This window comes from Arthrobacter pascens (genome assembly GCF_030815585.1).
Taxonomy (GTDB): domain Bacteria; phylum Actinomycetota; class Actinomycetes; order Actinomycetales; family Micrococcaceae; genus Arthrobacter; species Arthrobacter pascens_A.
On sequence record NZ_JAUSWY010000001.1, the window covers coordinates 3,624,687 to 3,638,422 of the forward strand.

Annotated in this window: 6 protein-coding genes; 2 read left to right on the forward strand and 4 right to left on the reverse strand. The window is 63.6% G+C overall.

All coding sequences use genetic code 11. The annotated features are described in order from the left end of the window. Positions 1-115: 115 nt before the first annotated feature. From QFZ30_RS16705 to QFZ30_RS16715, 3 genes are read right to left on the reverse strand one after another with little or no spacing between them, the layout of a single operon-like run. Positions 116-3,817, reverse strand: a complete 3,702-nt coding sequence (locus tag QFZ30_RS16705) for a 1,4-alpha-glucan branching enzyme (RefSeq protein ID WP_307078104.1) — start codon at positions 3,815-3,817, stop codon at positions 116-118. A 1-nt stretch (position 3,818) separates the two neighbouring features. Next, positions 3,819-5,615: a maltose alpha-D-glucosyltransferase gene (gene treS, locus QFZ30_RS16710; protein WP_307078106.1), complete on the reverse strand. Its 1,797-nt coding sequence runs from the start codon at positions 5,613-5,615 to the stop codon at positions 3,819-3,821. Further along, positions 5,612-7,693 (reverse strand): alpha-1,4-glucan--maltose-1-phosphate maltosyltransferase, encoded by a 2,082-nt coding sequence (locus QFZ30_RS16715; RefSeq protein ID WP_307078108.1) that lies wholly within the window; start codon positions 7,691-7,693, stop codon positions 5,612-5,614. Before QFZ30_RS16715 ends, treS begins: the two co-directional genes overlap by 4 nt. 151 nt (positions 7,694-7,844) lie before the next feature. Between QFZ30_RS16715 and glgP the strand changes: the two genes are divergently transcribed. Beyond that, positions 7,845-10,463: an alpha-glucan family phosphorylase gene (glgP, locus tag QFZ30_RS16720; RefSeq protein ID WP_307080318.1), complete on the forward strand. Its 2,619-nt coding sequence runs from the start codon at positions 7,845-7,847 to the stop codon at positions 10,461-10,463. 158 nt (positions 10,464-10,621) lie between these two features. Here the strand turns inward: glgP and glgX are convergent, their stop codons facing one another. After that, positions 10,622-12,736, reverse strand: coding sequence for a glycogen debranching protein GlgX (glgX, locus tag QFZ30_RS16725; protein ID WP_307078110.1), 2,115 nt, complete (start codon positions 12,734-12,736; stop codon positions 10,622-10,624). Positions 12,737-12,852: 116 nt separating this feature from the next. On the opposite strand from glgX, the gene QFZ30_RS16730 reads away from it, so the two are divergent. Beyond that, a complete protein-coding gene (locus tag QFZ30_RS16730) occupies positions 12,853-13,662 on the forward strand; it encodes a carbon-nitrogen hydrolase family protein (RefSeq protein WP_307080320.1) in 810 nt (269 codons plus the stop codon). Positions 13,663-13,736: the final 74 nt, after the last annotated feature.

The window sequence follows — 13,736 nt, forward strand, 5'->3', positions numbered from 1 at the left end:
ACCAACCGCTCCCGGATGGGGTCCTCCGGACAGTCCAGCAGGTACGGAAAAAGCCCGGAATCTCAAGGATTCCGGGCTTCTTCCGTACCACTAGGGCAGGACGCGTTGACCGGAGTTAACCCGCCGTCGCGGCTCCGGGCTTGAAGAAAGCAACGCCCAGCGGAGGCAACGTGACAGTCAGTGTCGCGGGCTGCCCATGCAGGCCTTCGGCACTGGCTGTCAGCTCGCCGCTGTTCAGTACGCCCGAGCCGCCATAGGCGGACGAGTCGGTGTTGAGCACTTCCGTCCAGGTGCCGACAGCAGGTACTCCCAGCTCATAACCGACGTGCGGCCCGCCCGAGAAGTTCACGGCGCAGACCAGCGGGTTACCTTCCGTGTCCCAGCGGACAAAGGTCAGTGCGTTGCGGTCCGCATCGCCACCGTTGATCCACTGGAAGCCGCCCGGTTCGTTGTCCCGGGAGTAGAGGGCCGGCGTTGAGCTGTAAAGCGCGTTCAGGTCCTTGGTCAACAGCTGAACGCCACGGTGCGCGGGAATGTCGGCGAGCCACCAGTCCAGCCCGTGCTGTTCGGACCATTCCGATTCCTGTCCGAACTCTGTACCCATGAAGATGAGCTGTTTGCCGGGGTGCGCCCACTGGTATGCGAGGAAGGCACGCAGGTTGGCGAGTTGCTGCCAGCGGTCGCCTGGCATCTTCCGCAACATGGAGCCCTTGCCGTGGACTACTTCATCGTGGCTGATGGGCAACAGGAAGTTCTCTGTGAAGGCGTAGACCATGGAGAACGTCACGGTGCCGTGGTGCCATTTGCGGTTGACCGGGTCCTCGGAGGCGTACTTGAGGGAGTCGTGCATCCAGCCCATGTTCCACTTAAGGCCAAAGCCCAGGCCGCCGTGGCTGGTGGGTGCTGTCACTCCGGGGAAGGCAGTGGACTCCTCGGCAATCATCACTGCACCGGGGTGGGTCTTGTATACCGTGGCGTTGACTTCCTGGAGGAATGACATGGCTTCCAGGTTTTCATTTCCGCCGAAGCGGTTCGGAGACCATTGCCCGTCTTCCCTGGAGTAGTCGAGGTACAGCATCGATGCGACGGCGTCCACTCGGAGCCCGTCGATGTGGAATTCGTCGAGCCAGTAGAGCGCGTTGGCCACCAGGAAGTTCCGGACCTCGGTCCGGCCGAAGTCGAAAATGAGTGTCCCCCAGTCGGGGTGCTCACCCATGTTGGGATCGGCATGCTCGTACAGCGGCTCGCCGTCGAACTGTGCAAGTGCCCATGCGTCCTTGGGGAAGTGTGCGGGGACCCAGTCCAGGAGCACGCCGATTCCAGCCTGGTGCAGGGCGTCCACGAGGAAGCGGAATTCGTCGGGGTGCCCGAACCGCGAGGTGGGGGCGAAGTAGGACGTGACCTGGTAGCCCCAGGACCCACCGAACGGGTGCTCGGCCACCGGCATGAACTCAACGTGGGTGAATCCCAGCCACTTGACGTACTCCACCAACTCTTTGGCCAGCTCGCGGTAGCCGAGTCCAAGGCGCCAGGAGCCCAGGTGGACTTCGTACACGCTCATGGGCGAGTTGTGCGGGTCCCGCTGGGCACGGGCTTCCATCCACTCGGTGTCCTTGAAGACGTAGGACGGCTCCACCACCTTGGAAGCCGTCAGTGGTGGGACCTCGGTGCCGAAGGCGAGGGGATCGGCCTTTTCAACCCAGTAGCCGGCCTTGGTCCTGATCTCGAATTTGTAGCACGCCCCCGCTAAAACGCCTGGCAGGAAGACTTCCCACACGCCTGACGAGCCCAGTGAACGGAGGGAATGTTCGCGGCCGTCCCATGAGTTGAAGTCACCCTTGATCCGGACTGCCTGCGCATTCGGCGCCCAGACGGCAAACGACACGCCATCAACGTCGCCGAGTGACGATTTGTAGTGCTGGACGTGGGCGCCCAACACTTCCCACAGCTTCTCGTGACGGCCCTCCCCGATAAGGTGCAGATCCACTTCACCAACCGTGGGCAGATAGCGGTACGGTTCGTCCACCGTAACGGGCTCGGCACCGGGATAGGTTACTTCCAACCGGTAATCGGGCACGTGGCCCGGCTGCAGCGGATCAAGCACGGCCGCCCACACCCCGTTGGCCTCGTGAACCATGGGCACCGAACCGGCGGCGGTTACCACGGACACGGATGCAGCAAGGTGCTTGACCGTCCGGATGGTCACGTGGCCATGGTCATCCAGGTGGGCGCCCAAAACCGAGTGCGGGGCGTGGTGCTCCCCGTTCGCCACCCGGGCCAAGGTTTCTGAATCCACGTGAAGCGGCACGTGGGGCCGATCAGTACGTGCTGAGCCTGTCATTTTGTTACCTTCCGATGCCGCCCCGGCCGTATCGCCGGAGCCTTTAGCGCTGAGGAGCCGTCTGGACGCGTTCAATGGAATCGCCAGCCAGTCAGGTCGGTTCCGCAATTCATAAACAACTTCGTAGAGCGCCTTGTCCAGCCACAATGCCATAAAGAGTGGCGAACGGCGGTCGATGGTGCCAGGTGTGACGCCGGCATAGCCTGCAAGGAACGCGTCGGCGCAATCATCCACCCACGACGCCGGAACACGGGCACCTTGATACTCGCGTTCGGCGGCACCCGCGGCGTAGTCGAAGGAACGTAGCATCCCCACCACATCGCGAAGCGGGACGTCGGGGAAATTTCGTTCGGCGATTGGCCGGAGCGGCTCACCTTCAAAATCCAGGATGGCCCAGCGTTCGGGCTCCCCGCCGTGCTCTGGAACCTGCAGGATCTGCCCGAGGTGCAGGTCGCCGTGGATCCGCTGCAGCGGTCCGGCGGCCACGCCGTCGAGTTCGCCCAGCAGCGCGCTGAGGGCTTGGTCGTAAGGCCCGACGGCGGCGCCGGCCTCCGTCCATGCCTGCCGGACACGCTGGGCTACTCCGGGGGCGATAACCTGACCGGGGACCGTCTCTTCGGACGAGCCAAGGGCCTCCGCGAGCCTTCGATGGACGGTGGCCGTGGCCGCACCAAGGGCGCGGGCTTCGGCTGTGAAGTCAGCTCCGGTGCGGGCTGCATCGACTGCCAGGCGCCAGGCGTCGCGGCCTCCGGCCAAGAACTCGTGGGCCACGGCAAGCTCACCCTCGACTGGGCGGGCAAGGGCCGGCACCCCATCGGGCTCCTGAGAGCCGTTCCCCTGCTGCCACTCGCCGCGGACCCAGCCAAGCGTGGCGGGCACTTCTGCGGTGCCGGCGGCAGTCAGCGCGGCACCTACTTCCACCTCGGGATTCGTCCCTTCCGAAAGCACCCGGAAGAATTTCACGATCGCGGCCGACTCGCCGTCGTCAACAATTACTGAACTGTTGGACTGCTCGCCCGCCAAGACCTTGACCACTCCGTGCGCCGTGGGCAGGCGGTGGTTCGACGGCGCCCGATGGCCGGTAGCTCCGCCCGTAGCGGAGTCGGCTTCGGTCCGGATCAGCTCCAGCCATGCAGAGACGAAGGCAGGATCGTGGACGCCGTCGTAAATCCACGGCGACCCAGCGTCGCTGGTTCCGTCCTCGCCGACCAGTGCCCGCTCCTTTCCGGCAAGCGACGCCGCACGGTAGCTCAACGGGACCTGGACGACGTCGGTGCGCTCTCGGCCGTCCGCCGAGCGGGACGTCACCGCCAGCAGGAAAACCTCAAGTTTGGCCTGCCCGGCCGGATCCTCGAGGCTCAGGCTACCGGCCGGTTCAAGCGCGAAATCAGCTGACTTCACCGGGAACCAGCGCTGACGAGGCAGCCATTCCCGAAGGAGTGCGTTCAGGGAGGGGGTGAGGATGGGTTGGCTCATATCAGTTCTCGATGGACAGGATAGGCATCGCCTGGGTGTAAGGCGAAGCCGGATTGGAGGCCGCAGAGCGGATCCGCAGCCAGAAGAAATCGTGGCTTCCCAAGGTCAGGGTGAGCGTGCCGTCATCGTCAATGCCGGGGAAGGGCTGCCCGCCGAACACGTCACGCAGCCCGCGCCCGGCGTACTGCGGGATGCGCAGTCTTGCCGCCACCGGATGCTGGGAAAGGTTGAAGGCGCACAGGATGGATTCACTGTCCTCTCCCGCTGTGTTGTCATCGGAAAGCTCGCGGAGATACGCCACGATGGCGTCGTGATCGGCGTCCACATGCTTGAAGGCACCCAGTCCGAATGCGGGATGGTTCTTTCGGACGCTCAGGATCTGCCGGGTCCAGCGGAGCAGGGAACCCGAATGGGCTGCCTCCGCCTCCACATTGGCCATGCTGTAGTTGTACACAAGTGATTGGATGACCGGAAGGTACAGCTTGCCGGGATCGGCGTTGGAGAAGCCGGCGTTCCGGTCCGGGTTCCACTGCATGGGTGTACGCACGGCATCACGGTCTTCGAGCCAGATGTTATCCCCCATGCCGATCTCGTCCCCGTAGTACAGGAACGGGCTGCCCGGCAGCGACAGCAGCAGGGCGTTGATGAGTTCGATTTCGGCCCTGGAATTGTCCAACAGCGGCGCCAGCCGGCGCCGGATACCAATGTTTGCACGCATCCGGGGGTCCGGCGCGTACCAGCCCAGCATGGCGGCGCGTTCATCCGCGGTGACCATTTCGAGCGTCAACTCATCGTGGTTCCGCAGGAAGGTCCCCCACTGTGCCCCGTCGGGGATCTCGGGGGTGTCATGCATGGTTTCGATGATGGGCGCGGCCTTCTGGTCGCGCAGGGCGTAGTAAAGGCGCGGCATGATGGGAAAGTGGAAGGCCATGTGGCATTCCGGCTCTTCTTGGGTCCCGAAGTACTCCACGACCTCATTGGGCGGCTGGTTGGCCTCGGCGATGATGACGCGTCCCGGGTAGCTCTCGTCCACCATGGTCCGCAGCTTGCGGAGGAAATCGTGCGTGGCTGGGAGGTTTTCGCAGTTGGTGCCCTCCTCCTCGAAGAGGTACGGAATGGCGTCGGCGCGGAACCCGTCGATGCCCTGGTCCAGCCAAAACCGGACAACGTCAAAAAGTGCGTCGATGACCTTCGGGTTCTCGAAGTTCAGGTCGGGCTGGTGGCTGAAGAACCGGTGCCAGAAGAACTGCCGGCGGATGGGATCGAAGGTCCAGTTGGATTCCTCGGTGTCCACGAAGATGATGCGGGCGTCCTGGTATTTCTCGTCCGTATCGCTCCACACATAGAAGTCACCGAAGGGGCCGTCGGGGTCCTTGCGCGATTCCTGGAACCAGGGGTGCTGGTCCGAAGTGTGGTTCAGCGGGAGGTCGATGATGACTCGGACACCACGGGCGTGGGCTTCCGCCACCAGGCGCTTGAAATCGCTGATAGTGCCGAACTCGTCCAGCACGGAGTTGTAATCAGAGATGTCATACCCGCCGTCACGCAGCGGCGACTGGAAGAACGGCGGCAGCCACAGGCAGTCCACTCCAAGCCACTGCAGGTAGTCCAGCCTGTCGATGAGGCCATGGAAGTCGCCGGAACCGTCCCCGTTCGCGTCCGCAAAAGCCCTCACGAGCACCTCGTAGAACACTGCCTTCCGATACCACAGCGGATCATGTTGAAGGCCCGGCGCGTTTAGCTCAAACGTGCTCCTGGGGGTGAAATGCTGACCGGAGCTCTGCGGGTTAAAACTCACTGATCCAATCTCCTCACGCTCAGGATGTGTGCGGGTTCGACATGCGGGTCAAGGCGGACGTAGTTGTATTCGCCCCATTCCCAGGTTTCACCGGAAATCAGGTCCTCCACCCGGAAGCCGCCGTTGGGTGACAGGTCCTCCTGGTCGAGTTCAAGCGCGGCCAGGTCCAGCGATACGGTGCTCTCCCTGGTCCCGTGAGGATCAACATTGACCACCACGATCATGGTGTCCTTGGTGCCGTCGGGGAGGGTCTTGTGCTTGGAGTAGACGATCGTAGCGTCATCCGTGCTGTGGTGCACCGTCAGGTTCTGCAGGTCCTGCAGCGCAGGGTGGTCGTGCCTGATCGCATTCAGCCTGGTCAGGTACGGCGCCAGGGTTCGGCCGGACTCTGCAGCGGCGTCCCAGTCCCTGGCCTTGTACTCAAACTTTTCGTTGTCGATGTACTCTTCCGCACCGGGCCGGGCCACGTGCTCGTACAGTTCGAAGCCGGCGTAGACACCCCACAGCGGACTGGCGGTTGCCGCGAGGGCCGCGCGGATCTTGAATGCGGCCGGCCCGCCGAACTGTAGGTATTGGGTGAGGATGTCGGGGGTGTTGACGAAGAAGTTGGGCCGGAAATAGGCCGGGGATTCGTGGCTGACCTCCGTGAAGTACGCCTCCAGCTCCTTCTTGGTGTTCCGCCAGGTGAAGTACGTGTATGACTGCTGGAATCCCGCCCGGCCCAGCGCGTGCATCATGGCCGGCCGGGTGAAGGCTTCGGCGAGGAACACAACGCCCGGGGCCTTCTTGTTGACCTTCGCAATGAGCCACTCCCAGAACCACACGGGCTTGGTATGTGGATTATCCACGCGGAAAATCTTCACGCCGTGGCTGACCCACAGGAGCACAATCCTCAGAATTTCCTTGGACAGCCCTTCGGGGTCGTTGTCGAAATTGAGGGGGTAAATATCCTGGTATTTTTTAGGCGGGTTTTCCGCGTAGGCAATGCTGCCGTCAACCCGGGTGGTAAACCATTCGGGGTTGGATTCCACCCACGGATGGTCCGGCGCAGCCTGAAGTGCCAGGTCCAGGGCCACTTCCAGTCCGAGTTCGTTGGCCCGGGCCACAAAGGCGTCGAAGTCCTCAAATGTTCCCAGATCGGGGTGGATGGCGTCGTGGCCGCCTTCCTTGGCACCGATGGCCCACGGAGAACCGGGGTCGTTGGGGCCGGCGATCAACGTGTTGTTGGGGCCCTTCCGGTGCTGCACGCCGATGGGATGGATCGGAGGCATGTAGATCACGTCGAAGCCCATGGCAGCCACGGCATCCAGGCGCTTGGCCGCAGTGTGGAAATTACCCGAAGTCCACGTGCCCGTGGCATGGTCCTTCACGGCACCTTCGGAACGGGGAAAGAACTCGTACCAGGCGCCGCGTCCGGCGAGGTCGCGCTCAACCAGGAGTGGGAACTTCTCGGAGACGGTGACCAATTCGCGGATGGGCTGACGGTCCACAATGGCGGCGACCTCCGGACCGAAGCCAGCGGCGAGGCGTTCCTCAGCGGTCAGGGAGGAATCGGCCAGCGCGGCAGCAGCCTCGCGCAGGGTGCGCCTGTCGGCGGAACTCCGGGACGCGTCGTCGCCCGCGTCCGACAGGAGGGCCGCACCTTCGGTGAGCATCAGCTCGACGTCGATGCCGGCCTCCACCTTTACCTCGGCATTGTGGTGCCACGTCCCATAGCGGTCGTGCCAGGCCTCAATGACAAACGACCAGTTCCCGGTGTCCGACGGCGTGAGGATACCTTCCCAGCGGTCGGTCCCCAGGCCCCGCTCTCCCCTGGGCGGTGCCAGCCTGATCCGTTGACGTTCCTTGCCCTTGGGGTCCAGAAGGACGGCGCTCACGCCGAGCTGATCGTGTCCCTCGCGGAAAGCGGTGGCACCCACTACGATTCCCTCGCCCGGCAAAGCCTTGGCGGGATACTTCCCACCCTCCACCACAGGCTGCACAGCTGTGATGGGAAAACGGCCAAACAGCAGACCGTCAGTGATTCTGCCTTTCGGCTTTTGCTTGGATGCGGCACTGGTTCCTGATTTAGTCGTCACAGGCTCGACGTTAGCGAGAAATCACCAAGATTGCTAAGCCTGCTCACGTTTTCCCCGGGCGAATCGACTTTCCCGGAACGTTATCTGTCATTTACCTAAAAGAAAGCCGAAGCAGTTCCGGCCGCCCATGTTGTCCGTTAGTGTGGCGCAGGTGAAGGCAATCCGCAGATTTACCGTTCGTACTGTTCTCCCGGAACCGATCAGGCCGCTGGCCCGGTTGGCGACCAATCTTCGCTGGTCCTGGCACCGGCCAACACGTGAGCTGTTCGCGGGATTGAACCAACGCGTCTGGGAGGAAAGCGGGCAGGATCCCGTGAGCTTCCTCGGGCTGGTGAGCCGCGAAGAGTTCCAAACCCTCGCGGCCGACCAGTCAGTGGTGGAGCGGGTCCGGGCTGCCGAGGATGACCTTGACCGGTACCTTGAGGAGCCGCGCTGGTACCAGACGCTGGGCGACGACGCCCCGTCCTCCATCGCGTACTTCTCGCCCGAGTTCGGTATCACCGAAGTGCTTCCGCAGTACTCAGGAGGCCTGGGCATCCTGGCCGGCGACCACCTCAAGGCTGCCTCCGACCTCGGCGTGCCGCTGATCGGTGTGGGGCTGCTGTACCAGGCCGGCTATTTCAAGCAGTCGCTCTCCAGGGACGCCTGGCAGCAGGAGACATATCCCGTCCTTGACCCGGACGGACTCCCCCTGACCCTGCTCCGCGAACCGTCAAGGGACGGCAACGGCCGGCCCCTTCAGATTTCGCTGCCGTTGCCCAACGGACGCCGGCTGCTGGCACACATCTGGCGTGCCGACGTCGGACGTGTTCCGCTGCTGCTCCTTGACTCCAACGTCCCAGGCAACGATGACGCCGCCCGCGGGATCACCGACCGCCTTTACGGCGGCGGCGGGGACCACCGGCTGCAGCAGGAACTCCTCCTGGGTATGGGCGGCGTGAAGGCTTTGCGCGTCTACCAGCAGCTGACCGGAAGAGATGCTCCGGAAGTGTTCCATACCAACGAGGGCCACGCCGGTTTCCTGGGGATTGAACGCATCCAGGAACTGATGTCCGGCGAGGAAGCTCTCAGCTTCGACGAGGCACTGGCTGCAGGCAGGGCCTCCACCGTCTTCACCACGCACACTCCGGTGGCGGCCGGCATCGACCGGTTTGAAATTTCCCAGATCCAGCACTTCTTCCAGGCTGGGCTGGCGCCGGCGGTGCCTGTGGACAGGATCCTGGAACTTGGCCGGGAAAACTATGCGGACGGGAACCCGTCGGTCTTCAACATGGCGGTGATGGGCCTCCGGCTGGCACAGCGGGCCAACGGTGTTGCCAAGCTCCATGGCGAGGTGTCCCGCGGGATGTTCTCGGCACTATGGCCGGGCTTCGACCACTCCGAGGTGCCCATCACGTCCGTGACCAACGGCGTGCATGTGCCCACCTGGGTGGACGGGCGCATTTCCAAGCTCGCCAGGGAGCAATTTGGCTCAGAGGCGGAAGCGATGGGGCGCTGGGACCTTGCCTACAACGTCAGCGACGCCGATGTGTGGGCGCTGCGCCGTGAAATGCGCGTCGCCCTCGTGGAAGACGTGCGCCGCCGGCTCCGGGCCGCTTGGAAGAAGCGGGGTGCCGCAGACGCCGAACTCGGCTGGACCGACAACGTGCTGGACCCCGATGTGCTGACCATCGGGTTCGCCCGCCGCGTCCCCACTTACAAGCGCCTGACCCTGATGCTGCGTGAGCCCGATCGGCTGAAGGCCCTCCTCCTGCACAAGGAGCACCCCATCCAGCTGGTCATTGCCGGAAAGTCCCACCCCGCTGACGACGCGGGCAAGAAGATGATCCAGGACCTGGTCCGTTTCACGGACGACCCCAAGGTCCGGCACCGGATCGCATTCCTGCCCAATTACGACATTGCGATGGCCAGGACACTCTTCCCCGGCTGCGACGTCTGGCTCAACAATCCCCTCCGTCCACTTGAGGCCTGCGGCACTTCCGGGATGAAGGCGGCCATCAACGGCTCGCTCAACCTTTCCGTCATGGACGGCTGGTGGGACGAAATGTACGACGGCGAGAACGGCTGGGCGATCCCCACCGCCAACAACGACGCCTCCCCCGAGGAACGGGACGACATCGAGGCGGCGGCGCTCTACGAGCTCCTGGAAACGCAGGTGGCGCCGCGCTTTTACGGCAGCACCGTGTCCGAAGCCGCCGGCGCCGCAGGCCCCTCCACTTCGGGGAGAGAAAAGATACCCACGCACTGGGTCTCCATGATCAAGCACACGTTGTCTCACCTGGGCCCAGCTGTTTCAGCGGAGCGGATGCTGCGCGACTACGTCAATATCCTCTACCGTCCGGCGGCGGACGCCGGCCGGCGTGCAGTGGCTGACTCCTTCGCACAGGCTCGGATCCTGGCCGCGTGGACCGCCAAGGTGCGTTCCGCCTGGCCGCTGGTGCATGTGGAGCACGTGGACTCGGTCGGTGTTTCCGAGGACCCGCAGATCGGTGACACCCTGCAGGTAAACGCCTATGTGGCGCTGTACAGCCTGTCGCCCGACGACGTGGCCGTGGAGGTTGCCTATGGCCGAGCCGAAGAAAGCGACACCTTGGCGGATGTCACCATGATGGAGCTGAAGGCGCAGGAAGACCTTGGGAACGGGCGCCACCTGTTCAGCGGCTCCTTGGTTATCGACCGCTCCGGTTCCTTCGGCTATACCGTGCGTGTCCTGCCCCGGCATGAAGCGTTGGCTTCCAAAGCTGAGCTCGGGCTGATCGTCAACGCCTAGGGTCAGCGCCTAGGCAGGAGCGCGAACTGGCAGCTAATGACCGTCCAGAGCCAAACTGAGGTCATTAGCTGCCGGTTCGCACGGAGTAGGGAACGCGCGGGGAGTGATCGTGCGGGGAGTGATCCTGCCACGAACAACACCGCGGTGTGCTTGGCTGCCTAAGTGCGGTAGATGTTGATCGAGTTGGCCTGGATCAGATCTGACTCCCCGGAGGCCACCCGAGTTCCCTGGCGGAGTTCGTGCAGCGGCGACGTGGTCAGCCTGAGCTCGAACATCCTGTGCTGCGGGCCCTCTTCACTGGTGATCTGCGGCAAGGTGATCTTTACGTCGGAGTTGCTGCCATTGACCACGAGCAGCCCTGTCAGCGTGCCCTCATCTGATCCCAGCAGATGTTGCAGGACCCGGTGCTGCGGATCGTTCCAGCGCTCCATGGACATTGGTTGTCCCGATTCATCGAACCAGTGGAGGTAGGACTGGTCTTCCCTGACCGGAAAGTCGTGGGGCTGGGTGGCCAGGAACTCCTTGCGCAGCCGGATATAGCGCTTGGTGCTGCGCAGCATTTCATGGGATTCCGGCGTCCGGGTCCAGTCCAGCCAGGCGAGGGGATTGTCCTGGCAGTAGGCGTTATTGTTTCCTTGCTGGCTGCGCGCCAGTTCATCCCCCGCGGTGATCATCGGTACGCCCAGGGAAATCATCAGCGTGACCATCAGGTTGCGCCGGGACTGGGCTCGCTGCGCCAGGATGCCCTCGTCCTCGGTCCGGCCTTCGAAGCCGTGGTTGTAGCTGCGGTTGTCCCCGTGGCCGTCCCGGTTCTGCTCACCGTTGGCCTCGTTGTGCTTGCGGTCATAGGAAACCAGGTCACTGAGCGTGAACCCGTCGTGTGCGGTGATGAGGTTGACTGAGGCCAGGCGGGAGCGGCCGGATCCTTCGAAGAGCCGCGCGGAGCCGGAGAGTGCGTCCGCCAGTTTCGCCACCGACCCGCCCTGGCCGCCGGCTTCAATCGCAGCGCGGTCCGCAACCCAGAACGATCGGACGGCGTCCCGGAAGTGGTCGTTCCAGTCCACCCAGCCGCCGGGGAAACGTCCGGTCTGCCAGCCGCCGTAGCCGACGTCCCACGGTTCGGCAATGAGTTTAACGTCGGACAGGACGGGGTCTGCGGCGATGGCCACAAGGAAGGGGTGCCGCGGATCGAACTCATTCGCTGCGTTCCGGCAGAGCGTTACGGCGAGGTCAAAACGGAAGCCGTCGATGTGGAACTCATCCACCCAGTACCTCAGTGAATCCAGGACCAGCTGCACAACCCGGGGTTCCCCGAAGTTCAGGCTGTTGCCGCAGCCTGTGGTGTCCACATACCTGCCGTGGCCGTCCGTGCGGTAATAGTACTCCTCGCCCAGTCCGCGGAAGCTCAGCGTCGGGCCGTCAGGGCCGCCTTCCGCGGTGTGGTTGTAAACAACGTCAAGGATCACTTCCAGCCCGGCAGCGTGGAGCAGCTTGACCATTTGCTTGAACTCGTCCTGGACGGCCTGCGGGCCGGCTTCCTGCGCGGCCGGGGTGGCGTAGCCGGGATGGGGCGCAAAAAAGGCGGCGGTGTTGTAGCCCCAGTAGTTTGTCAGGCCCAGATTCTGCAGGTGCTGTTCATCCAGGTGGAAATGGATGGGGAGCAACTGGACGGAGGTGATGCCCAAGCTCTTGAGGTGCTCAATGATCGCTGGATGTGCCATGCCTGCATAAGTGCCGCGCAATTCTTCGGGCACATCCGGATGCAGCATGCTCTGGCCGCGGACATGGGCCTCATAGATGATGGTGTTCCGCCAGTGCAACCGAGGCCGTTGGTCGGATCCCCAGTCAAAATCACTGGCCATCCGCACACTCGTCAGGAACCCCTCGCGCTGATCCACCGCACGGCCGTAAGGATCGAGCAGAAGTGGTTGGCTTCCGTGGTCATCAAGGTCCAGAGTGGGCACTGACAGCGGCAGCGACTCCTCCTTGGAGGTGGCCCGGAAACCGTAACGCGATCCGTGGGGGAAGCCCTCAACAATCCCATGATGCACGCCGTGAGTGACGTTGGGCAGCGACTTCAGGCGCCATTCGCCGCCGGGCGCCTTGTACGCGATCTCCAGACTTGCGACACCAGGTGCGTAGACAGCCACGTTGGCCCGGGACTGCGCAGCGTTTTCCGCGCCAGGGGAATCCGGGCGTGGAACGCTGACACCGAGTGGAAGAGCCGTGGAGGCGTCCATGGTGGAAGCAGTGTCAAAAAGCGGCATGGCCATCACATAAATATTAGCCGCCAGCGGCAAATGCCCGGTTTTACGCTATTCATTGTGACGCCACCCCGAGGCCGCCGCGGGGTTGCATACTGGAAGGACGCGTCTTAATGGAGGTAGTTGTGCGGATTGCGCTTGCTCAGATCATCGCAGGCCGGGACCCTGGCGACAATTTGGCCCTCTTGGAAGGGTACGGGCAGAAGGCGAAAGCCGGCGGAGCGGACATGGTGGTGTTCCCGGAGGCCACCATGCGGGCGTTCGGAAACTCGCTGAGCGACATCGCAGAACCTTTGGACGGGCCGTGGGCTTCGCGGGTGCGGGCCCTATCCGAATCGCTGGGCATGGTGGTCGTGGCAGGCATGTTCACCCCGGGCTCACTTTCCGACGGCGGCCGCCGGAAAGTGCGCAACACCCTTCTGGCTACGGGCCCCGGCGTGGATACTAGCTACGACAAGATCCACCTCTTTGACGCGTTTGGCTTCCTTGAATCGGACACCGTGGACCCCGGAAGGGAACCGGTGACGTTCGATGCCGGCGGCCTCACCTTTGGCCTGGCCACCTGCTACGACATCCGCTTCCCCGCCCTTTTCACCGCCAACGCACAGCGCGGCGCCGTGGCGAACATCATCTGCGCTTCCTGGGCGCCAGGTCCGGGCAAGGTGGACCAGTGGGAGCTGCTTTCCCGCGCCCGCGCACTTGACTCCACCACGTACGTCCTGGCCTGTGGCCAGGGTGACCCCACCACCCAGGGAATCGAAAACAAAGACGGCGCCCCCACCGGGGTGGGCCACTCCGCCGTCGTCTCCCCTTTCGGCGAGGTGCTTGGCGAGCTCGACGGCGCCCCCGGCCTGCTTTTTGCCGACCTGGACGCCGCTGTGGTCAAGGAAGCCCGCCAAAAGCTTCCGGTCCTGGCCAACCGCCGGGACTTGTAGATCCACAACGCTCCCCACTTTTCACCGCTTAAACAGCTTCGCTCTCTCACCGGGTGAGAGAGCGTCGCTGTTTA

What these genes read in the sequence shown, in the direction of transcription:
- QFZ30_RS16705 (WP_307078104.1), bottom strand. Translation starts at nt 3,817, where the DNA reads ATGAGCCAACCCATCCTCACCCCCTCCCTGAACGCACTCCTTCGGGAA.
- glgX (WP_307078110.1), bottom strand. Translation starts at nt 12,736, where the DNA reads ATGGCCATGCCGCTTTTTGACACTGCTTCCACCATGGACGCCTCCACG.